Source organism: Longimicrobiaceae bacterium (assembly GCA_035696245.1).
Lineage (GTDB): Bacteria > Gemmatimonadota > Gemmatimonadetes > Longimicrobiales > Longimicrobiaceae > DASRQW01.
Genome location: DASRQW010000221.1, coordinates 1 through 20544, shown reverse-complemented (window position 1 = coordinate 20544; position 20544 = coordinate 1). Strand labels below are relative to the sequence as shown.

The window sequence follows — 20544 nt, the reverse complement described above, 5'->3', positions numbered from 1 at the left end:
CGTTCGCGCTGCCGGTTCGCGGCCGCGCGGGAAGGCGTGGCTACTGCGCGATGGTCATGTCCGGCGGGCACCAGAAGCAGCGGGTGTCCGGCGTGGGGTACTGCGGCTGGAGCCCGCGGACGGTGTCGGTGCCGGCGACGGCGGCATCCGTCTCGAACGACGTCACGTCCAGGTCCTCGGGCGAGAGCGTGAACTTCTGGCTCATGGCTCGGCTCCGGAAGGATGTGGAGAGGGTGATGGGGAACCGCCGACGCGGCGGCCGGATCCCCATCGCCCGTTGGAACGCGGTGCTTACTCGGCGATCGTGATGTCGGGCGGGCACCAGAAGCAGCCCGTGTTGGGCGTCGGGTTGCCGATGGTGATGCGGATCGGGCTGATGCTGGTCAGGGCGCCCTCGGGCTCGAACGAGGTCACGTCCAGGTCTTCCGGCGACAGCGTGTACTTGTTGGTCATGGATAGGCTCCGGGAGGAGGTTTCGGGAGGCTGGCGCGGATACGCGCTGAACGAAGCTAGGCAGAGGCGGCAAATCGCGCAATTGGGTCGTGAAAAGGTAGTGTCAACTTCGGCAGATGACCCTCGCCCGGCGCGAGTGAGGTCGAGGTGATGGCTGGGCGGCGGCGGATTCGGCGCGGCGCGGCGGGCCGGCGGATGCAAAACGGTTGGAGGACGCGCGCGCATCCTCCACCCGTTCGTCTTTCGCCGGTGCGGCAGCGGCTACTTCGGCTGGAACGTGAGCGTGTAGCGGATGCGCGAGTCGAACGGCACGCCGTTCAGGCGGGCGGGATAGAAGGTGAGCCGCTTGCCCATCTCCACCAGGTACTGGTCGATGAAGGCGTCGCCCGTGGGCTGCTCCACGTCCACGAAGGCCACGGCGCCCGTGCGGTTCACCACCAGGCGCAGCAGCGCGCGGCGGGTGCCGGCGTGGCCGGGCTTGCCCGTGTCCGGGTCGTGCTCCATGACCGTGCTCATCATCTCGTGCAGGCGGTCGTCGTTGCGCACGTCTGGCATGCAGTGCTCCTTGCCGGGCGCCAGCGCCGGGTACGGGCCGTCCACCCGCACCAGCATCTGCAGCTTGCGGCCGGGCTCCAGCGGGCCCAGGTAACGCGTCATGGCGCGGGTGACGTCGGTGAGCGCGGGATCCTCGAAGTTGCTGTCGAGCACCAGGATGCGCCCGTGCCGCGTGGAGTCCACCAGCACGAACAGGATGCCGATGGGCTCCGCCAGCCCGTGCCGGTGGCCAATTGCGTTCAGCGTGTCGTGCAGCGCGGCCATGTCCGCGATCTGCCCCGCGCTCGGCGCCCGCGCCGTGTCCGGAATGATCACGCACCGCTGGTGGTTGGTCACGCTCGTGTCGCTCCGCGGCGCCTGCGCGCTCACGGGCGAAGTCGAAGCGAACGCGAGCCCCAGCGCCGCGACGACGGCAGCGTGTAGACGCGCGTTTCCTTGCGGGCGCGTGATGAAACGAAAGATTGTCATGGAATGATGCAGGCGGGGAGGTGGAAAATTGGCTGAATAGATGTTTCCGGCGCCGGAAGATATCCGGAGGCCGCCTGGCGCGCCACTCGCGGATCTGCATCGCATCGGACGATGCGTTCCGTGGATGCTGCCACGCTTCGCACTGCCGGCGCCACGGACCGGCGCATCACTTTCGGATGAGGGAGGGACGACGTGGAGCAGCGAGTCAGCGCGATCACGCTGGGCGTGGAGGACGTGGGCCGCGCGCGGCGGTTCTACGAGGCGCTGGGGTGGACGCCGGGCTTCGTCAGCCCGGAGGTGGTCTTCTTCCAGCTCGGCGGGATGGTGCTCGCCCTCTTCGGCGCGGCCGACCTGGCGGCAGATGCGAACCTGCCGGGGTGTTCGCCCGGCCCAAGCACCGGCGCATGCTCCATCGCCTACAACGTTCGCAGCCGCGAGGAGGCGGATGCGGCGCTGGCGCAGGCCGCGGCGGCGGGCGGCACCATCCTCAAGCCCGCGCACGACACTTTCTGGGGCGGGTACTCCGGCTACTTCGCGGACCCCGACGGCCACCTCTGGGAGGTCGCCTGGAACCCCGGCTGGACGCTGAGTGCAGACGGCTCCATCCACCTCTCCCCGCCGGAGTGAAGCCCGGCACCTCGCCGGACGTGGAATTTCGGACGAGATCCGAAAAGAAGAGCGGGGCGGCTAACCTGGCCGCCCCGCTGCGCATCTCCCGTTTCACCCCGCCGTTGCCGAGGGACGACTCAACATCTACCGAAAACCCGACGTTCAGTCGCCCGAGAGGATCTCGGCGGGGGCGCCGGTCTCCACGGGCAGCTCCTCGCCGGGGTTCACGTAACGCTCCTGCTCCCAGGCGTACTGCCGGTCGTGCAGCTCGCGGTAGCGGCCGCCCAGCGCCATGAGCTGCGCGTGCGTGCCGCGCTCCACGATCTCGCCCGCCTCCAGCACCAGGATCTGGTCCGCGCTGCGGATGGTGGACAGGCGGTGCGCGATCACGAACGTGGTGCGCCCCTCGCGCAGGCGGCGCAGGCCCTCCTGGATCAGCGCCTCGCTCTCGCTGTCGAGCGACGAGGTGGCCTCGTCGAGGATCAGGATGCGCGGGTCCGCCAGGATCGCGCGGGCGATGGCGATGCGCTGCCGCTGCCCGCCGCTCAGCTTGATCCCGCGCTCGCCCACGATGGCGTCATAGCCGTCCGGGAAGCCGCGGATGAAGTCGTCGGCGTGGGCGATGCGGCTCACCTCCACGATCTCGGCGCGCGTGGCGTCCGGCCGCGAGAAGCGGATGTTGTCTGCCACCGTGCCGTCGAAGAGGAAGTTGTCCTGCAGCACCACGCCCAGCTGCTTGCGGTAGTCGTGCAGCTTCACGCCGGCCAGGTCCTGCCCGTCCACCGTGATGCGGCCTTCCACCGGGCGGTTGAACGCCATCACCAGCGACACCAGCGTGCTCTTTCCGGACCCGCTGCTGCCCACCAGCGCGGTGGTCGTGCCCGCCGGCGCGTCGAAGACCACGTGCTTCAGCACCGGCACGCCGGGCTCGTACTCGAAGCTCACGTCCTCGAACCGCACGTCGCCGCGCACCGTGTCCAGCGGCGCCGCCTCGTCGTCCTCGTCGTCCTCGGTCTTCGTGTCCAGCAGGTCGCGGATGCGGTCCAGCCCCGCGAACGCCTCGCTGATCTGCGTCCCGATGCTGGCGAGCTGCACCACCGGCGCGGCCAGCATGCCGGTGAAGAAGATGTACATCACCAGGCCGCCCAGCGTCATCTCGCCGCTCATGATGGCCCGGCCGCCCACCACGATCATCAGCACGCCCACCGCGCCGATGACCAGCGTGGCGAACGCCGTCACGGCGCTGGTGCCGGTGATGGTGCTGGCCACGTTGCGGAACATGCGGTTGGCGCCCTTGGTGAACACCCGCTGCTCGCGCTTCTCGGTGCCGTACGCCTTGATCACGCGAATGCCGCCCAGCGTCTCGGTGAGCCGCCCCGTCACCTCGGCGTTCAGCTCCCCGCGCTCGCGGAAGATGGGGCGCAGACGGTTGAACGCCACCGCCATCACCCCGCCGAAGATGGCCAGGAAGACGAAGATGAACGCCGTGAGCTTCCAGTTCAGCCAAAGCAGCACGCCCAGCGCCAGCACCGACGTGACCAGCCCGCCCACCAGCTGCACGATGCCCGTGCCCACCAGGTTGCGGATGCCCTCGGCGTCGGTCATGATGCGCGAGATGAGCACGCCCGTCTGCGTGCTGTCGAAGAAGCGCACCGGCAGCCGCGTGACCCGCGCCTGCACCCGGCGGCGCATGTCGGTGATGGCGCGCTGGGCCGCCACGCTGATGACCTGGCTCAGCGAGAACGACGTGAGCGCCTGCACCAGCGTGGCGCCGCCCACCGCCAGGGCCAGGGGCACCAGCTTGCTGCCGTCGTGGTGGCCGATCACCCGGTCGATCAGGTACTTGGAGCTGGCGGGCAGCACCAGGCCGCTCAGGCGGTTCACCAGCATGAGCGCCATGCCGATGGCCAGCGAGGCGCGGTGGTGCCACATGAGGGCCTTGGCCTCTTTCCAGGCCCGGTCCGTCATCTTCTTGGTCTTCTTCTTCTCCGCGGCCTTGCTGGCCGGCGGCGGGGTGCGCGTTCTGGCTTGCACGAGCGCGTTGCTCCTTGGGGGCTGATCTCGAAAAGGCTTCGGCCGGCGGCTCCGTCTCGGTCGGGCGAAGGTCGGCGGGCGACAGGCCGGGTGTCGGCTCAAGGGTCGGGGTGGGTTTCCGCGGCGGACCGCTCCGAAGCCGGCCGGGCGGTACAGCTGCCCGTCCGTCTCCTGCGCGGGGTCGGGGAGCCTCCTCCTCCGGCGGGCCGATACTGCCTGGCCCGCCTCCGTCCGGGGTCTCTATGGGAAATTCGGACGTTCGGGGCGTTTCGCCAACCCGTTGCCCTGGCGCTGTTTAAAGCGCCGGGGCGCCTGCCTTTCTGCACCTGCTGTCAGTTGCTACTGTCAAAAGCACGCCACTACGCCCGGCGCCGCGCCCCTGCAACCGAATCCATCGCCTCGCGCAGCTCGTCCACTGTTATGTCGTCGTACACCTCGCGAAGCGTGCGGATGGTGGTCCCGGTTAGCTGCTCCTGCACCTTGTCCGGCAACGCCCGGAACTCCGGCGTTCTGACCCCGGCCCGCTTCTGCGCGTGGAAGCCCAGGCGGGGCACCTCGATCCCGGCGGCGGCCTTGGCCTTCTCCATCCACTTGTTCAGGGTGCCGCTGGAAACAGGCCGCGTGGGGTCTTTGGGCGCCGAAGCGACCCATGGGCTACCCAGCACCCGCGGTGCGGCTTGCAGGGCCGCCAGGGCTCGCGGAGAAAGCGGCGTGACAATCTCCCTCCCCGTCTTGTCGAACTCGCCACGCCACAGCACCACCCCGTCGCCAAGATCGACGTCCGACCACTGGAGCTGGCGGACGCTGTTCCCGCGGTGCATCGTCTCCCGGCAGAGTTCCAGCACCAGCGAAAACCGCCAGTCGGGCGAGTGGCGCAACAATGCGTCGTGCAGCGTCTCGCCCATGCCGGGCCGGATGGGGTTCTTTTCCGTGGGCATGACCATGCGTTGCGAGCGCCGCCGCTCCGCACTCCACGGGTGCCGCCTGATCCAGTGGACCGCCCCTTCTTCCGCGCCCGCGGCCCAGGCGAGGACCGCGATCAAGAACTTGAGGTCGGTGCGAATCTGGTTCGCCTTGCACGGGCCGAACCCCGTCACTCCCTCGCGGCGCGCTCGGCTGAACCCCTCCCAATCCTTCCGGTCCAGCGATGCCGGGTCACGATCCGGCCCCCGGTCCTTGCCCTGCTCCGCGAAGTAGGCCAGGAAGACACGGACGGCCTTCTTGTCCTGCTTCTGCCTACTCTTCCCCTTGTGCTGCGTCACCTCCTGTAAGTAGCGGTACATGAGGCGCCGGAGACTGCTGCTCACCCCGCCGGGCTGTTGGAGCGCGAAGATCTCGGCCGCTTCGTCCGCCATCTTCTTCGCCCTGACCCGGTCGCGGGTCGAAGTGCTGGCCCGCTTCTTCTGCTGGACAGGCTTCCCCTTCTTGTCAAACACCGGCTGGTCATCGCCGTCCAACTTGGGCTGAAACCACTCCAAGAGAATGATCCCGCCTCTGCCGTCCTCGTACGCGCGAACCCAATTGATGCCGCGTACGCCCGTGTTGTAGCTCCAGCTTCCGTTCTTGCTCATCGTTGTTTCCCAGCAACGACGGCCCGAATAACTTGCGTCTTGGAATCTACCATTTCATCCCCCATTTTCGCAAGTGAAAGGGCGGGTTTTCTCGGCAACTCTGACGGCAATAGAAGCGGTTCTTCCTCTGAGCCTACATTGCGCAACTTGCCATCACGGATCAGGCGCCGCAGGTGGCCGCGTGTGTAGCCCGTCCGCTCCACCGCCTCGGCCATACCAATGCGCGCGGCCTCAGTGGTACGGGTGTCGGCCTCCAGCTCGGCGGCCATGCGTTCCACCACGTCGGCCGTGTGGTCGTGGCCGTAACAGCGCAGCACCGCCGCCGCCTCGCGCCACGCCTGGATGCGTTCGGGGATCGACAGCGCGCCGGACTGTGCGGCGGTGGACAGGTGTGGCATGGGGTCCGCGGGAACGGAGAGACGGTGCGTAGCCGGCCGCGGCGGGGGAGCGCTGCGGCGCAGACGTTTCCGTCCCTGTGTTACCCCAAGACACGATGGCGGGACTTCCGGCGCAGCCCTGAATCCCGCCCGGCGGCGCATTTTCGTGCAACAGCCCCGGTTTCTACGCACTGTCAAGAAATAGCTGAGGCGTCGGCGAAACGCCTGTGCCTGCATACTCCGCAAGCTACGTCATTCCGCGCACTTTCCGGAGGGTCTGGCGTAGACGTGCGCGTTATCTCTCGACGGGGTGGGCTCAGCACCACCGCCCGAGCCATTCCGTGGTCCGATGTGACAGGACCCTGGATCATTGTCACTTTGGGCCATACGCGCATAAACTACGTTGACGACGGATCAGGTGGCGCTACCTGAACACTGGATTCTGGTCATCGCACAATGGCATTCTAAGAGTAGATGGCAGGTACACACACGTCGTATGCGCAGTGAGAGACACGGTAACAAACTATAAACTGGCAAAGGTCTAAGGATGGGTGCACAGAGTTTGGTTCGGCCGAGCCGGGATGGGGATCAATTCCACTACGTGTGGGCTGCGCGTCAGTGTCTGAAGCTCTTACCTGGCACTACGGACCTAGTTGCCGTGACGATTGAGGGCGCGACAACCGCGGAAGCCATGGAGGACCCGGTCGACGCCGGTGAAGAACTCATTGACGTTGGGCTCTACTTTGGAGCCGAAGCACGCGATGATGCTCGGCTCATCCGGTATATCCAACTGAAGCATTCGACCCGGAAAAGCCTTGAGCCGTGGACTGCAAGTGGTCTGAAGGGGACCATCAAGGGGTTCGCGGAACGCTTCGCTGAACTTTTGCAGTGTTATCCCGCCCATGACGTGGCGGAGCGATTCCGATTCGAGTTTACCACTAACCGTCCGATCGATGCGCAAGTTAGAGAGACTCTGTCTGACATCGCGGCAGGGCGGGACACACGATATTCCCACCTCCGTGACTTGCTTGTCGGGTATACCACGCTAGAGGCCGATCAGGCTGGTCGATTCTTCCGCCTCTTCTCGGCCGAGGGTGGCGAAAGCGATTTGTGGGCGCAGAGAAACCTACTCAGCCGAGAGTTCGGTGCTTATCTGCCGGAAGCGGATTATGATGCCCCGGTCCAGTTAAAAGAACTCGTCACCCGAAAGGCGACTACTGAGTTTGAAGCTGATCCAGCCATTCGTCGGCACGATGTTCTACGCGCACTGAAGGTAAGCGAGGATGAACTTCAACCGGCACCCTCTCTTATTCCAGACTCGGTGAACACGCTTCCCCGGGAGCAAGAGCAGGCGATTCTCGGGGCACTTCTCACGGCGGCAGGACCTGTCGTCATACACGCAGACGGCGGGGTTGGAAAATCGGTGCTTGCCGCCCGTCTTGCGGTGTCCATGCCGGCAGGCTCCGAGGCAATTCTCTATGACTGCTTTGGCGACGGGCTCTATCGGAACGCACTTCACTTCCGGCATCGCCACCGCGACGCTCTCGTGCAAATCGCCAATGAACTCGCCGCGCGTGGTCTCTGCCACCCACTGATCCCAACGGCTCATGCGGACGCAAAGCAGTACATGCGGGCCTTCGTCGGCCGACTCTCGCAAGCGGCTAGGCTGCTCCAGGCGACGAACCCTGAAGCTCTTCTCTGCCTCATTGTCGACGCTGCGGACAATGCCGAGATGGTGGCTGAAGAACTGGGAGAATCAGGCAGCTTTATCCGTGATCTGATCCGCGTACCGCTACCAACCGGCGTTCGCTTGGCGTTCACCTGTCGCTCGCACCGCCGGAGATTGCTCCGAGCGCCACTTGAAACACAAGAAATCGAACTCTGTCCGTTCAACTCAAGTGAAAGCGCCCGCCACCTCCGCAGCGTCTATCCGTTCGCGAGCGACGCGGAAGTTGCCGAGTTTGCCTTCCTGAGTAGTTCAAACCCGCGCGTGCAGGCGTTAGCGCTATCGCGAGACCAAACGCTTCCCGAGATGCTGAAGCAACTCGGGCCGGAGCCGACCACGGTGGACCGCGCGATCGGCACACTCCTGGATTCTGCGGTTGCACGGCTACGGGATCAAGCCGGGCCTGTCGAAGTATCCCAGATCGACATCATCTGCCAAGCACTGGCTGTACTTCGTCCTCTGGTGCCTATCCCCACGCTCGCGCAATTGTCCCAAACTTCCGAAAGCGCCGTCCGGAGCTTCGCGTTAGACCTCGGCCGCCCACTTCTCGTTAAGGGCAATAGCCTCCACTTTCTCGACGAACCCGCCGAGACGTGGTTCCGCGAGCGTTTCCGCCCGGACACCGCGGCCCTCACCAGGTTCACTGAACTCCTACGACCGCTCACTGCCCAGAGCTCGTACGCCGCAGCTGTACTCCCTCAACTGCTCTTGCAGGCGGGACAACTAGATGAACTGGTGGATCTGGCGCTCTCGGGAGAAGGGCTTCCGATCGAGAGCCCGCTCGAAAGGCGTGACGTGGAGTTGCAGCGACTTACCTTCGCGCTGAAGGCGTGCCTCCAGCAAGGCCGCCATTTGGAGGCAGCGAAGCTTTCCCTAAAAGCGGGCGGCGAGTACGCCGGCGAGGAGCGCCAGAACAAGCTCATCCAGGACAACACGGACGTGGCGGCTGTCTTAATGGCCCCCAGCCGCATTGAGGAGATCGTCTCCCGTCGAACCTTCGACTCTGGCTGGATGGGCTCTCATCACGCCTACGATGCAGGCCTTCTTTCTGGACGTCCCGAATTTTCTGCTGAGGCCGCAAGTCGCCTCCGCATGGCCCTGGATTGGCTGAACACTTGGGCACGCCTTCCTGAAGATGAGCGTCGGGGGGAACACATGAGCGATGCGGATTTAGCGGAGCTCGCCATGGCACTGCTTCGCCTGCGGAATGCGAAAGCGGCGACCAGCTTCTTGAGAGGTTGGCGTCCGCGTCGCGTCGCGCTCACCGCGGGACAGAATCTCGCGAAACGCTTGATTGACATTGGGGATTTTGCGCGTCTCGACGCTCTAGCAGAGGCGGCAGGCAACGACATCTGGCTCCTGTTGGGCCTGGCGACCGAAGCAAGAGCTGTAGGTCACGTGCTGCCTGCGGCGCCGCTGGCGCGTGCGCTACGTTTGCTCGGAGACCGGCGTGTCAAGCTGTCCGAAACACAGGAGTGGGATGCGAAATGGTCCATGCTCAACGCCGTCAGTTCAGTCCTTGAACTAGCGATGGGTGTGCTGCCGCGAGCGCCGGAAGTTTGGGCAGACATCCTGCGGCGGTATCTTCCAGATACGCCGCCTTCCGATCTAGCAAGCCGGTTCGGGTCGAGCCGCGTTCCCCTCGTCAGGGCTTATGCACTTGAAGCCGCCTTGCGGGAACGCAAACTCGCGTTGGTAGATCTTGCGCCTTCGGAAGTCAGAAAACAACTGGAGAAATCGAATCAATACGGCCACAGCGAAGAGACGGAGACTTTTCAGCGCGAAGTCGGCGGGCTCCTTCCGTGGTTCGTCCTCTCGGCGGAGATCACCTGTGGTCGTATGCCCCCGAGCTTGGCGGAGGGAGTTGAGGCCGCCGTCAAGGAGACCCGCTCCGCGGGCAGCCGTACCTATAGCGAGGACGACAGCGTTTGGCAGGCGATAGCACTCGAGTGGCTTAAAATTTTACGCGACGCGGGCGCGGTTCACGGCCCAGAGCGAGAGGCGTTCGCATCGTGGTTGGCGAAAACCTCTCTCTTGCCTGACACCGAGATTTCGCTATGCCGAGTCGCTGGTCACGCAGCAGGGCTCGAATCGGTGGCAGTAGATAGCGCCGTGGGAGCTTACCACGCCCTCGAATCCATTCGCGAGGACGCCGAGTCACAGGCGAACTCGTACATCAGGCTCGCGCGCGCGATTCTCATCGTAAGCCCCGCCGAGGCAGGTGCCTACTTTAGTCGTGCCGTCGAGATCGCAAGCCGACTAGGTGACGAGAATTTCGATCGCTGGCAGGCCTATTTGAGCCTCGCGGAGGCCGCGGGAGAGCGGGAGAATCCACGCCCGCAGACCGCCTACCGACTTTCACGCGCGGCGGAACTTACCTACGAGTACGTTTCGCGTGACAAGCACTTCGACTGGGATGGTACAGTCGAAGCGCTGGCCGACCTCTGCGCCTCCTCGGCGCTTGCCATCCTGAGCCGGTGGCGTGACCGCAGGTTCGGCGATTCAGGACGACTACTGCCACTGGTGATCTACCGCCTCATGGAGCACGGCCGGCTTCCGGCAAACACTCCCGTTGTCTTTGCGGGAAAACATGCCGGATGGAACCGGGTTCGAGACCTTAGACGAGCGTTGGAAGCTGAGATCGATCCGGTGCGGCGTGCTGTGGCCGCGCAGATTGGATATCGTTATATGCGGTTACAATCGCGGAGTAATCAGGATTGGTCCGAACTCGATGATTTGAAAGAGACATACAAGCTCGAATTTCTGGACATTGATCGCCTCATTACCTTCACGCGTAGCCACGATTCAGAGGGAGACAAGCGCGTAGCTGAGAGCGTGGGCCCCCCCGTGGACCGGGAAGAGCGTTCCCCGGACTGGGATGTAATCTTTGGGGGCATTGACCTAACGGACGCTGATGGTCTTCGCTCGGCTTACTCCTTGATGCGCACCTATGATCCGCCGTACCGACTCAAAGCTTTCTTTCGAGCGGCGTTCGAACGTGTGCGGATCGGCTGCGAACCTGAACTGGTGCGGGCCATCGCTATGTGGCCGGATTTCGGGATGTTTGAATTGGAAGTTTTGTTGGATGCGCTCCCTTCCCCATTGCCCAGACCGCTGTCTCTGCGGAATGCCGTACGAGACGCGGTTCTAACCGCCTGTCGCCACGAGCCTGAGCGCGTCCGTCGCCGCGTATGGGGTACGGGAATCCCCTTCGAGAAGCTCGATGCCGAAGGCTTGGTACGTAACGCGGACGTGATCCGGGCCGCGCTGGAGGGCTTTGCCGCGCGAGTGGACTCTCTGGGTGCAAGTGGGCTGTTCCACTTATCCAGGGTTCTTGCGGGTAGCATTCGGCCCGCAGAGGCCGATGAAGCTCTGAACTACGGATTGGATCTTCTTGAAGACGTGCTCCGATCGGAGGACGGCGACGGGCCTTGGCGCCCTGAGTTGCAGCCGTCCGAGTCCGTCATCTCCTCGCTGGCTGGGTATATCTGGGTAGGCCTCGGCTCGCCGGTAAGTGCGGAGCGCTGGGAATACGCGCATGTTGTACGGTCGGTGGTCGAGATGGGCTGGACCGAGTTGCTGGAAGCGCTCATCGCTTGGGCGGGCTCTGGCGCTGCTGCTCCCTTTACCGACCATCGGCTGGAGTTCTACGTCTGGCACGCGCGCCAATGGCTGCTAATCGGCCTTGCTCGTGGCGGGCTTGAGAATGCCTTAGCGTTGAGTACCGCTACACCGTTGCTGCAAGGCTGGGTTCGTGAAGACCACGTGCTGATCCGAGAGCTTGCCGCCCAGGCGCTTCGCACATTGGCAGGTGCCGGAGAACTGAAAAACGAAGGGCTAGGAGACCTCGATTCCATAAATCGGCCGAGTCTCCCAGAGGAGGTGTACACCGGCTGGCAGGAACCCGTGGAGGACGAGGATACTGTCTCCGAGGAAATCCTTGAGGATGCTGAAAAATATCACTTCGGCATCGATATCGGTCCTTACTGGTTCGCTCCACTCGGGCGCGCGTTCGGACTCTCCGAGGGTGCTATTGAGCGACATGCGCGGGACGCCCTTCGCCAGCGGCTTAACTGGGGAGGAAGTAGCGGGTGGAAGCAAGATGCTCGACATACACAAAGCATCTTCAAAGAGAGTGAAACGTATCACTCACATGGTAGTCTGCCGAAAATGGACGATCTGGCCGCCTACCATGGATATCACGCGATGATGCTAGTCGCTGCCACTCTGCTGAAGAAACGGCGGGTCCGACGTAGCGCGGAGGAGAGTGTCGACGAGTTCCGTGAGTGGCTGTCCGAACATTTGCTGACCCGGGCAGATGGGAGATGGCTTGCCGACCGCCGCGACCCTCGGCTCAGTGTGGATCCTCCACCGTCGGCGGGCTACGGCGACAAGGTTTGGTGCTGGAGCGTGACGACAGAGTACCTTGACCAGCAGTTGGAGACTGATGACGGTTGCGTCGTCTTGTGGGGCTACTGGAGGAGTGGCGAAAGCGATCGCAATGACGAGACGGTCTCAATCCGCAGTGCCCTTGTTTCCCGCTTGGGTGCCGAGGCGCTGGTGGCGGCATTCCAGACAGCGCCTGAACTCGGCCGATGGGGCCTCCCCTCTGCTGGAGAAGGCAGCGACTTAGAGGCAGGAGCCTTAAAGCTTCGGGGGTGGGTAACGGACGAGCACATCTCAGCTGGACTCGACGAAGCTGATCCTTGGTCCGAAGGTCTCCACTACCCGGCTCTCACGCCTTCGGAGGACACGATCACGAGCGTCGGTATGTCTGCATCAATGGATGAACGTACATGGACTACAAGTGCTGAAGGCTTTCTCCGTAGTGAGACTTGGACCCACTCACAAGGGTACGGGAGAGAGCGGGACACGATCTCAGGACGCAGGCTCAGCGGTAACGTCAGCGTCATAAGACAACTGCTTGCGGCACAACCTGGAACTTGCTTGCTCTTCGCTGTCCAAGTCCGGCGTCGGCCTCCACGCGGCAGGGGAGATGAGCCTGAGTTCGAACCGTATCCGCAGCCTTACGCTCGGTACTACCTCATGGAGGACGACGGTGTCGCTCACGCGCTCTGAAGCGGTTCTCGAACTAGGTAAAAAGCTGGTCGCCCAGCTAGAGACGGATGACGACCTACTAGCATCGTGGATGGCGCATTATGTCGCGGAACTTATCGAAGCAGCGGAAACGGCTAGGCCGGAAAGCCGCGACGCCGCGCAAGATGCGTGTGCTAACGCGATCCTGCATCTCTGGCAGCATAGACGCTCTCTGCCGGAGCACCTTCGTCCACTAGGGGAATTGGAGCCGATCGAGCGAACGCTCGCCTCACTGGATGTAGACCGTACTGACTTCCGCTACTCTTCCGAAGTACTTCGTAAAGCGGCGGTTGCGGATGCCGACGAGGGTGCGAAGCAGTGGCTTGAGGTCGCAATCGGGATTGACTACTCGGCACGCCTTCTGGTCCAATTCGCGCTACGTCTTGCCGGGGAGAGGGCCGCTTCCCAGTCTGAGCCATGGGTGGAACTCGCTCGCAACGCGGGCGCTGAAGAAGACGTCGGAAGCCTAACTCTCAGGTTCATCGTCGAACACGCTGCGGACAACGATGCGGAGGAGGACGCCCAAAGGACTGCTCTGTTGGACAAGGTGTCCCGGCTGGAGAGGTTCGCGTTGTCCGCGACCTCAGTTGCCAGGATACTCCGGGCGGAGTTGAGCCCTGAAGGCGGTGAGGTGGAGTAGGTCTCTCTATTTCTCTCCTGATAAGAGTATTCGTTATTTAACAGTAGTCCTCTGACCGAGCCGCCAGAACGTCTTAGCAGAGAAATCGGGCTGAGGGTATGCGGCCCTGAGTTCCTCTTTCCCAACCCTTGCCTTCCGCCTATCCAGCGCTTGCGCCGCCGTACCAACTCGCCCGGGCTACCTGTTGCACTGCACTTATGAACTCGGCCTTCTGAGCCTCTAGGGCGTTGATGCGTTCGCCGTGGCGCTGCAACTCGTCCTCAATGTCCTGGGCGGCCTGCTCGTACGCACGTGCGGCCGATTGGGCGTAGGGGTCGATTCGCTCTGCAAGGAGCCGCCAGCGCGCGGCCAGGCGCTCGGCGGCGGCCTGGAACATGGCGCGCTCCAGGCTGGGGGAGACTTCGGGGGTGGGTTCGTCGTACATCGTTGCTCGCTTCGAATGGGTAGAAGGGAAACCGGCTCCCCCGTTTTTCTCGTCGTGGGGCGGCACGCCTGTCGCCGCTGTGGTGGGATCGGAAGTGGAAGGCTCACCGCCCGAAGCCTGGCCCGTGTCTCTCGGGACCTCGCGCCACCCCGAAACCGAGCGCCAGATTAAGGCTCCGCTCGCGCTCCCTGAACTCCTCCACGCGCGCACTGCGTGCCTGGTGCATCACCTCCCGGATCAGCCGTTCCGCCTCCTTGGGGAGCAGCGCGGCGAGCTGGTCCCGGATGGGTGGCGGGCCGTTGCCCTTCGGCGCCTCGTCCACATCGCGGCGGTGGTAGAGCACCGCCAGCAGCCGCGCCGCGTCCTTCAAGTTCCCGCCGCGCGGCAGGGGCTCGGCCTCGACCTCCTCCACGATGGCCCACGCGCGCGCCGCCGTCTTCGCCAGCTTCCCCAGCTCCCCGACCTTCCCGCGATGGCTGTACGGCGTGCAGGCCATCAAGAACACACGCGCAAGCCCTGGGGCGTGCTGCTCGGCCTCCTCGGTCGTCGGCCACACCACCCAGCGGAAGCCGATGCGCAACCGCCCGAAGCTCTCCGGGCGCTCCAGCAAGGCACGCCACGCGTCATTCCCACGGCGAACACACCGCAGCATGTTCCGGCAGGCGCGCCGAGGCTCCCGGTAGACGTGGGCGGCCTCGTCCAAGACCATCCCCGCATATCGTCGCGACTCTGCCCGCGCGTCCGTGATCCACTTCGCCTGCGCCACCGCCTCCACGTGCTCGCGCCGCGCCTCGCCCTGCCGCTCCATGTACGTGCGCGCCCGAAGCTCCGCCCGGATCGCCGCCGCGATGCGCACCAGCGACCGGCGTGGGCGGCGCTCCCACTGCGTGAAGTAGAGGAACGCCGCGTCGAGGGCGGTCCAAGTCGGGGACGGCTCGCCGTCGTCGACGGCGGAGGGAAGTACGGCCCGCCACGCCTCGCACGCGGCGTTTACGCCGTGGGTGCTCACGTCCCGGCGCAGCCTGCGGCGCGCGGCGAGGGAGCCGGAGATGCAGAGCCGGAACGTGTCGCGGTAATGCCGCGCCGCCACACGGTAGATGCGGCGTTCCATTGACGGTCGGGCTGGGGTCGGTCCGGACTGCATGGGGCTCCGTGTGTGGAAGGGGATCAGAGGCTCAACCCGCGGTCGCGGCGTCGCCCCGGTTCGTGGTCCTGGTCGATCTCGCGCGCGATCTGGAACGCGGTGCGGGCCACGCCCGCGACGGCCTGGGGCAGCATCGGCCGCAGCCCCCGTGCAAGCCGCTCCTGCCGCGCGGGCACACCGCCGGACGCCGCGCGCAGGCGGCTTGAGACCTCGCGCGCGAGCGATTGCAGGTCCACCGGGCCGAGCCGTTCACGGACGGCGCGCGCCGCGTCTCGCACCCGGACGGCCTCGGCCGCACGCCCAGCCGCAAGCGCCTCGACAGCCTCGGACGGCCTTCCCTGGAAGGCGCGCACCGCCTCCCGGTACTCGGCCGCGAGGGTCGGCGCGCCCGCGCGCGCGAACCCGTCGCTCTGCCAGCGTACCAGCCCGCCCAGCCGCTCCACCGAACTCCGCCTCAACCCGCCGAACCGCTCCGGCGTCTTCGCCAGCGCCTCGGCCGCCCGCTCCGTCCCGAACTGCTTCCGGTACGCCTCCAGCGCGCGCACGCCCGCGCCCGGGTCGGCGTAGACCTCCCCCGCGTTCCGGCTAAACATCGTCCAGGCGCCCAGCCCGTTCGCGCGGGCGTCGCGCACCTGGCGCAGCTCAGTGGAGCGGGCGTGCTCCGCCTGCTGGGCGAGCCGGAGCGCGTCCGTGGCATCGAGGGCGGGCATCACTTTGAGCAACGGTGCGGCGATGGCCTTCAACTGCGGGCGCATCCGCTGCTCCTGCCCGCGCGCGTACACGTAGCCCAGATCCCCCGCACGCGACGCCAGCCCGTACGTGGCGCCTGGCCGCAGCGCGCCGAAGCTCTCCGGCCGCTGCCGGAGCGCGTCGGCCGCGTGTGCGTGGCCGCGTGACGCCGCGGCCGTGAGGAATGCCCGCCGTGCGGCGGGTGGATCGGCGAAGAGCGCGCGCGTGGCGCGGTAGTATTCCCGCACCGCCTCACCGTACGTCCGCGGCTGGAGCCTTTCCGGCGCGCGGGTGGGCTGCTGCGGCGGCGGCACGGCGGGGCCGGGCCGCTGCGGAGCCGGGGCCGGGGCGGGGGCGTCGAGGGGTTGCGGGATCGGATCGGGCGCGCGGGTGGGAACCACGCGCGGCGCCGGGGAGGGCGGCGCCACCGCGCGGCGAAGCGGCAGTTGCAGGAGCGTGGCGTGGGACGGTGTGGGCTGCTCCGGCGCCGCCGGCACGTCCAGCGGCAGCGGCAGTTGCACGGGTGCGGTGGGCGCCGGTGCCGGCGCGGTGGCCCGCTGCGGCTCCGCCGGTGCGGGCGGTTGCGGAGCGACCCGCTCCACCTGGGCGGCGCGGTCCTGCAACGCACGGTCGGCAACCGCCTTCCGGGCGTGGTAGTCGCCCAGCGGACCGAAGCGTCCCTCCAGCGCGCGGCGCGAAACCCCGCGGTCGATCTGCGACGCCTTCACCTCCTGCGCGCCGTCCGTCACGACCAACCCGCCGCCCTTCACGCGCACCGACAACCCGTGCGCGCCTAACCCCTGCTCTACCTCGCCCCACGATCCCGCACGCTCCAGCACGGGCCCGGCCTCCCGCTGCACGCGCGCGAGGAAGTCCGCATCCCCCCGCACGGCACGCGCGGGTGCAGGTCCCACGCGCTCCCGCATGTGGTCCGGCGTGCGGACGTGGGGACTCGGCACGTAGCGGAAGCCTAGCTCCTCCTCCTGGGCGCGCATCGTCTGCTCGATGCGCCGGAAGTCGTACGCCTTGGACCATGCGGTCCCGCGCTCCGGGTGGACGCGGTTGACCATGAAGTGCATGTGCGGGTGGGCACGGTCCGCGTGCGCCACGATCAACACCTGGTGCTCCTGCAACCCCAGGTCGCGGAGCGTGCGGTCCGCAACGCGGCGCATCGTCTCGCGGTTGACCGGGTCCGAAGGGTCGAAGCTCACCGAGAAGTGATACAGCGGGTTCTCCACCCGCTCCGACAGCCGCGCCGTGGCCGCCATGAGGCGGGCGGCGGCGGCGGGGTCGCGGGTCGGCAGGTTGCGCGCTTCGATCCACGCCACGCGCTCCGGGTTCGGCTCGGCCAGGTGCCCGTCCCGCAGGTACGCCGCGAGGCCCTTGAAGCCTCGCCCCGCCGTGAACGCCCGCCCGATCACGCGTGGGCCAGCAGCACGGCCGCCGCTACCGCGTCCAGCACACGCGCCGCCTCGGCCAGCGAGGGCAGCGCGTCGGCGGCGTGCGCCTGGTGCGTCAGCTCGTTCAGCGCGCGTCCCGCCTCCAGCACCTCCCGCAGCACCGGTTCGGCCTCACGCGCGCCCCTGGGCGCGAAGCGGATGGCCTGCTCGGCCATCCGCGCCACGTCGCCCGCGATGCGGGCCATCTCGTCGGCTCCCTCGTCCTCGGCCACCCCCCGAAGCTGGTTCAGGTTGTTCAGCAGCCGCCCGAGCTGGCGCACCAGCTCGTCGCCCACGCGCACGCGGCCACGCAGGACCGGCCTGCCCTCCGCCTCGTCGCTGATCGTAAGCGCCGCCTCGCGCACGAAGCGCGAGGGCGGCACGCCCCGACGCTTCGCGGCGTCCGCGACGCGGCGCCACTCGTCGGGGGTCCAGCGGGTCGGGCGGCGGAGGGTGCGCTTGGGTCGCATGGCGGTCGCGTCGGCGTGTGTGGGTCCGTAGGTGTGATACTCCCGCCGCGCCACGCGGGAACGGTCGAAGCGCGGCACGCGCAATCCGACGCCGCAGGCGGAGGACGGCAGTTGCCTTTGAGCGCAGCGAAAAGCGAGGGCCGAGAATGGCGCCGCGAGCGAAGCGAGCAACCGGCGCCTTTCTCGGATTCCTCGCTCTCGGTGCGCGCGCACCGGTCAGCTCTGAGGGATACCGCGACCCGCGACGAACGGTTCTGGCGCCACGCACGAAAACGGGCCCTCCAGGGACTCGCGCGCGTGGCCGTTATCAGTCCCTAGCGGGCCCTCTGTGTGCCCCAATTCCGCGGCACGTGATTGGGGCGCGGTCGGGAACGTCATGGCCCGCCCGCCGCCTCACACGGCACCGTGTGCCGTGAGGTGTCACCGGATCAGCGACTCGGCGTGTAGGACGGCGAGGTAGCATCGAGCGGGGAGAGGCGCGGGCAGCAAGCTACTGGCTCAACGCATCAGCACGGGGGGAGTGGCCGGACGCCGCGGGGTGTCGTTCCACGCGTGGAACGACACCCGGACGGCAGGACGGCAAGTCAGCAAGGCAGCAGGGTGGCCGGGTGGCTGTCCGCAGGTCGGCGGGCTGGGACGGCAGGACGGCAGGACGGCAGGACGGCAGGACGGCAGGACGGCAGGACGGCGGGACGGCGGGACGGCGGGACGGCGGGACGGCGGGACGGCGGGACGGCAGGTCGGCAGGTCGGCAGGTAGGCAGGTAGGCAGGTAGGCAGGTAGGCAAGTAGGCAGGTAGGCAGGTAGGCAGGTAGGCAGGTAGGCAGGTAGGCAGGTAGGCAGGTAGGCAGGTAGGCAGGTAGGCAGGAACACCCCAGACGCGAAAGGAGCGCGGAAAAGGCGGCCCAGAAGTTATCTTGCTTCAGCGGGAAAGCCCCGTGTGAGTCCATTCAGTAAGTTCAAACGGAGGAAGCAAGATGAAGCTCCGCATTGCTGCTGCAACGCTCCTGCTCACGATTGCTGCGACTGCCTGCACAACTACCAACCCGGTCGCGCCGAAATCCCCCCCGCCCGCTCACATGGACGAGGCGGGGGGGTGGATGGGGACGGGTCACTAATCCCCCGGCCCGTTCGGAGCGTTCGCGCGGTAGCTGCGAGGCGTCATGCGGCTACCGCGCGCAGTTCCCGGAGCGCACGTAGAATGTCCCCGCCTAGTTCTGGCTCCGGCGCCGTGGTTGTGAGGGGCAGTCCGTTTTGCTTGGGGAGGTGGAAGCTCTCTATGAGCGCTTCTGCCTCTAAAATCGTTCGCCCTTCCTTGCGCTCGCTTGCGATCGCCAATGCTCTCGAGGCCGCGTGAGCAGCGCGGGGCAGTTCCGCCAGCGAGCCGGCCCCACGGGCGAGGTCAATCAACACATCTGCCGCGACTGAGACTGCAACGCCCCGCTTGACGAGAACCCATGCTTCGGCCCAAGCATCCTCGAATTCTGCGCGACGCCCAGCTCCCCCCGCAGCGCGAGCGATGTCCGCCCACACGAGCGCTAGGTCGACCGGAGCCGAGAAGTGGTGCAGCGTCTCGCATGCCAGCGGTAAGGATCGCTCGAAGTGCCCGAGCACAGTCCATCGACGGGAGAGGTCACGAGCCAAACGCACCAGGTACGGGGAGGACGGGCCATAGGTTGCGAACGCTTTTTGTGCAAACGTCTCAGCCAGTTCGATATTCCCCGCATCCATCTCTAAGACGAACAGGTTGTGGTAAGCGCCGCCTACCATTTCGGGAAGGTGGCTGCGGCTCGCAGTCCGCAGACAGCGTCGGTGGAAATGCCTGGCCCGCGGTAAGTTGCCGATCTGGAAATGAAGGTTGCCCAAGCCTGCAAGAGCTTCGGTGTACGCCAGCCAATCGCGGGATTGCCGCGCGACGTAGATCGCGTAGTCGTACCAACTGATAGAGCGCGGATACTCGGCCAGCATTCGGAGAAGCCGCCCCACCCGCGCGGCGTGGCCCGCACTGCGTGGAACAGCGAAGTAGGCTGCGAGCGCAAAATCGACCGCACAGCGCAGGTGTCCACGCGCCTCGAACCATTGACCGAGCGCCGAGCATGCCTCCGAGACAAATTCCGAAGTGACCGAACTGGGTTCGCGGATCACCTCCAATAACCCCAGCAAATGGGGCTTCGCCGCTGCATAGATCTCCTGATCCAACCCGATGATTTGGCGTCGGCGGGCGTCTACGGTTCCTGACTGGAATAGGCCGTTTCGCTCACTCGCACGTCCCCACAGCTCTGCGTCTCGGAACGTCTCCCAAAAGAGGGTGCGGGCCGCCCCTGCTTCGTCACCCAGCAAGTCGAGACCTGGAAATCCTGTGGCATTGACCCGTTGAACGAGAGGAGGCGGGACGCGGAATTCTGTGCGGGGCCTCTGACGTGGCGTGTTCGGTTTCGTCATTCTCGGAAGGGCTCCACCTCGGGGGAGAGTCGTTGCGCACCCCACTGAACACGTAGGATTGCCCTAGAACGATATGGCCCGAAACGGCCCCGTGCAAGTGTCTGCTTGGGGGGCATGGGTGCGGCTGTCTCTGTCCCATCGGGAGCGCTGGCTACCCAATGAAATGCTAGGTTTTTCGCTCCTGGCTTCTCACGGCGAGGCGATCCCCCGGCCGCTTTGTGTCCATCTCTACCACGCTCGTTAACCGCCACTTACCTTCGGATCGTGATATAGTGGCGCGGTCTGCTGGCACGAGTTCCGCCGCCGTCGCTCTCCCGCTACAGGTAGAGGTATGGCTCCGGTGCGTCTTCCGATTGAACGACGCTG

General features: G+C 66.0%; 14 protein-coding genes. 3 read left to right on the top strand and 11 right to left on the bottom strand.

The annotated features are described in order from the left end of the window. Nucleotides 1-40 precede the first annotated feature (40 nt). The 3 genes from VFE05_10455 to VFE05_10445 all read right to left on the bottom strand — a co-directional run bounded on the left by VFE05_10455 (nt 41) and on the right by VFE05_10445 (nt 1476). Nucleotides 41-205 (bottom strand): hypothetical protein, encoded by a 165-nt coding sequence (locus tag VFE05_10455; protein ID HET6230478.1) that lies wholly within the window; start codon nt 203-205, stop codon nt 41-43. Between the two features lie 86 nt (nt 206-291). Continuing rightward, nucleotides 292-453, bottom strand: coding sequence for a hypothetical protein (locus tag VFE05_10450; GenBank protein HET6230477.1), 162 nt, complete (start codon nt 451-453; stop codon nt 292-294). 261 nt (nt 454-714) lie between these two features. Beyond that, entirely contained in the window at nt 715-1476 is a 762-nt protein-coding gene (locus VFE05_10445; GenBank protein HET6230476.1) for a hypothetical protein, read from the bottom strand. A gap of 192 nt (nt 1477-1668) precedes the next feature. Between VFE05_10445 and VFE05_10440 the strand changes: the two genes are divergently transcribed. After that, nucleotides 1669-2103 carry a VOC family protein gene (locus VFE05_10440; GenBank protein HET6230475.1) on the top strand — a complete coding sequence of 145 codons (435 nt, stop codon included), beginning with the start codon at nt 1669-1671 and terminating at the stop codon, nt 2101-2103. 144 nt (nt 2104-2247) lie between these two features. Here the strand turns inward: VFE05_10440 and VFE05_10435 are convergent, their stop codons facing one another. The 3 genes from VFE05_10435 to VFE05_10425 form a co-directional block, all read right to left on the bottom strand. After that, nucleotides 2248-4119 (bottom strand): ABC transporter ATP-binding protein, encoded by a 1872-nt coding sequence (locus VFE05_10435; protein ID HET6230474.1) that lies wholly within the window; start codon nt 4117-4119, stop codon nt 2248-2250. 359 nt (nt 4120-4478) lie between these two features. Beyond that, entirely contained in the window at nt 4479-5690 is a 1212-nt protein-coding gene (locus tag VFE05_10430) for a tyrosine-type recombinase/integrase (GenBank protein HET6230473.1), read from the bottom strand. After that, nucleotides 5687-6088 carry a hypothetical protein gene (locus VFE05_10425; protein HET6230472.1) on the bottom strand — a complete coding sequence of 134 codons (402 nt, stop codon included), beginning with the start codon at nt 6086-6088 and terminating at the stop codon, nt 5687-5689. Before VFE05_10425 ends, VFE05_10430 begins: the two co-directional genes overlap by 4 nt. Nucleotides 6089-6725: 637 nt before the next feature. On the opposite strand from VFE05_10425, the gene VFE05_10420 reads away from it, so the two are divergent. Continuing rightward, nucleotides 6726-12872, top strand: coding sequence for an NACHT domain-containing protein (locus tag VFE05_10420; GenBank protein HET6230471.1), 6147 nt, complete (start codon nt 6726-6728; stop codon nt 12870-12872). Then, entirely contained in the window at nt 12853-13530 is a 678-nt protein-coding gene (gene avs3b, locus VFE05_10415) for an AVAST type 3 anti-phage protein Avs3b (protein HET6230470.1), read from the top strand. The genes VFE05_10420 and avs3b overlap by 20 nt, the downstream gene beginning before the upstream one ends. Before the next feature lie 139 nt (nt 13531-13669). On the opposite strand, the gene VFE05_10410 is transcribed toward avs3b, so the two are convergent. From VFE05_10410 to VFE05_10390, 5 genes are all read right to left on the bottom strand, one after another. Further along, nucleotides 13670-13954: a hypothetical protein gene (locus tag VFE05_10410; GenBank protein HET6230469.1), complete on the bottom strand. Its 285-nt coding sequence runs from the start codon at nt 13952-13954 to the stop codon at nt 13670-13672. Nucleotides 13955-14057: 103 nt separating this feature from the next. Then, the gene (locus tag VFE05_10405; protein HET6230468.1) at nt 14058-15065 is read right to left on the bottom strand and encodes a hypothetical protein; all 1008 of its coding nucleotides are present in this window, start codon (nt 15063-15065) and stop codon (nt 14058-14060) included. Nucleotides 15066-15121: 56 nt separating this feature from the next. Beyond that, nucleotides 15122-17248 (bottom strand): relaxase/mobilization nuclease domain-containing protein, encoded by a 2127-nt coding sequence (locus tag VFE05_10400; protein HET6230467.1) that lies wholly within the window; start codon nt 17246-17248, stop codon nt 15122-15124. Beyond that, nucleotides 17245-17736: a hypothetical protein gene (locus tag VFE05_10395; protein ID HET6230466.1), complete on the bottom strand. Its 492-nt coding sequence runs from the start codon at nt 17734-17736 to the stop codon at nt 17245-17247. The genes VFE05_10400 and VFE05_10395 overlap by 4 nt, the downstream gene beginning before the upstream one ends. 1161 nt (nt 17737-18897) lie before the next feature. Beyond that, complete coding sequence (locus tag VFE05_10390; protein ID HET6230465.1) at nt 18898-19935, bottom strand: hypothetical protein; 1038 nt, start codon at nt 19933-19935, stop codon at nt 18898-18900. Nucleotides 19936-20544: the final 609 nt, after the last annotated feature.

Bases quoted from the DNA above. Each gene is read 5' to 3' on its own strand.
- VFE05_10430 (HET6230473.1), bottom strand. From the start codon at position 5,690: ATGAGCAAGAACGGAAGCTGGAGCTACAACACGGGCGTACGCGGCATC.
- VFE05_10395 (HET6230466.1), bottom strand. From the start codon at position 17,736: ATGCGACCCAAGCGCACCCTCCGCCGCCCGACCCGCTGGACCCCCGAC.
- VFE05_10455 (HET6230478.1), bottom strand. From the start codon at position 205: ATGAGCCAGAAGTTCACGCTCTCGCCCGAGGACCTGGACGTGACGTCG.
- VFE05_10405 (HET6230468.1), bottom strand. From the start codon at position 15,065: ATGGAACGCCGCATCTACCGTGTGGCGGCGCGGCATTACCGCGACACG.
- VFE05_10450 (HET6230477.1), bottom strand. From the start codon at position 453: ATGACCAACAAGTACACGCTGTCGCCGGAAGACCTGGACGTGACCTCG.
- VFE05_10445 (HET6230476.1), bottom strand. From the start codon at position 1,476: ATGACAATCTTTCGTTTCATCACGCGCCCGCAAGGAAACGCGCGTCTA.
- VFE05_10425 (HET6230472.1), bottom strand. From the start codon at position 6,088: ATGCCACACCTGTCCACCGCCGCACAGTCCGGCGCGCTGTCGATCCCC.
- VFE05_10410 (HET6230469.1), bottom strand. From the start codon at position 13,954: ATGTACGACGAACCCACCCCCGAAGTCTCCCCCAGCCTGGAGCGCGCC.